At 47.6% G+C, this 1645-nt stretch carries 1 protein-coding gene and 1 pseudogene; both read left to right on the top strand.

The annotated features are described in order from the left end of the window. Positions 1-297 (top strand): annotated as a pseudogene (locus KI743_RS24500) (efflux transporter periplasmic adaptor subunit); the annotation flags it as partial. 11 nt (positions 298-308) lie between these two features. After that, positions 309-1645: efflux RND transporter permease subunit (locus tag KI743_RS24495; RefSeq protein ID WP_285468593.1), on the top strand; the 1337-nt coding region annotated here is incomplete at its 3' end.

Below are 1645 nucleotides of genomic sequence, written 5' to 3'. Positions count from 1 at the left end.
CCAGGCCAACACGTACGTGTAAACCTTCGTGATAAGCAAGAGATCGATGTTGTGACTATCCCACGCCGTGCTGTTCAAACTGACCTTGAAGGTGATTTTGTGATGGTTCTGGTGGAAGGGGAAGGTGCTCCGGTTGCAGAGCGTCGTAATATCGAAATGGGTCGTCAGGTTGAAGGCGGTGTGATTGTTCATTCTGGTCTTGAAAAAGACGATGCGATCATCACACAAGGCCTACAGCGCGTAAGAAATGGAATGTCAGTGCGTATTCAGCCTTCAGCTTCTGAGAAAGCAGAGTAAGGGGCACAAGTATGCTAAGTCGTTTCTTTATTCAAAGGCCTAAGTTTGCCCTTGTTATCTCTATTATTCTGACACTGGCGGGGGCGATTTCTTTAGCCATTCTGCCCGTTGCAGAGTACCCAAAAATTAGCCCGCCGTCGGTGAGTGTTTCTGCATTCTATACAGGTGCAAGTGCTGAGGTTGTGGAACAGGCGATAGCCGACCCCATAGAAACCTCGGTTAACGGTGTAGAAGACATGATCTACATGTCATCGAAGAGTGCGAATGATGGTTCTTACAACCTAAACGTGACCTTTGATGTCGGTACTGACCCAGATATGGCTCAGGTAAACGTTCAAAACCGTGTCGCTCAAATTGAGTCGAAGCTTCCGCAAGAAGTAAGAATGGTCGGCGTGACGGTGAAAAAGCGTTCTCCAGACCTGCTGATGGTACTCAACTTCTACTCACCAAACGGTAAGTACGATGACCAGTTCCTGATCAACTACGTTAACCTCAACATCAAAGACCAGCTAGCGCGTGTTAGCGGTATCAGTGAAGTAAACGTATTGGGTGGCGGTGAATACGCAATGCGTGTTTGGTTAGACCCAGAAAAGATGGCCAACCTAAACCTGACGACAACCGATGTCTATGCTGCGTTGGCTGAGCAAAACGTACAGGTGGCGGCGGGTCGTATCGGTGCCGCGCCATACAACAATCCTCAAGAAGTTCAGTTTAACTTGGTGACCAAAGGCCGCTTAGAGACTGCAGACGAGTTTGAGAATGTTGTTTTACGCGCTAGCCAAGATGGTTCGACGGTTTACCTGAAAGATGTTGCTCGTATCGAGCTTGGTAAGAAGTTCTACGATGGTAACGGTAAATACCGTGGTCAAGATGCTTCTATCGTGACGTTGTCACTACAGTCAGATGCGAACGCACTTGAAAGTGGTAAAGCGGTTATGGCGATGCTAGAAAATCTTAGCCATAACTTCCCTGATGGTGTTGCCTACGAGGCGAGTTACGATACGACAGTGTTCGTTGCTGAATCGATCAAAGGCGTAGTTAAGACGCTTATTGAAGCTATCTTGTTGGTAATCGCGGTAACTTACCTTTTCTTGGGTAGTGCGCGTGCCACCTTGATCCCTGTTGTGGCTATTCCGGTATCCTTGATTGGTACCTTTGCCGTAATGCAGATGACTGGCTTTACTATCAACACGGTAACCCTGTTTGGTTTGATCCTCGCGATTGGTATCGTGGTGGATGATGCGATTCTGGTTATTGAGAACGTTGATACCACCATGGCCAAAGATCCAACTATCTCTCCTCGTAAAGCAACACTGATCGCGATGAAAGAGGTAACTGGACCAATCAT

Source organism: Vibrio sp. D420a, assembly GCF_030248625.1.
In the GTDB taxonomy this organism is placed as follows: Bacteria; Pseudomonadota; Gammaproteobacteria; order Enterobacterales; family Vibrionaceae; genus Vibrio; species Vibrio fortis_A.
Note: the sequence above shows the minus strand (reverse complement) of the source record. Positions and strands in the feature narration are given on the sequence as shown.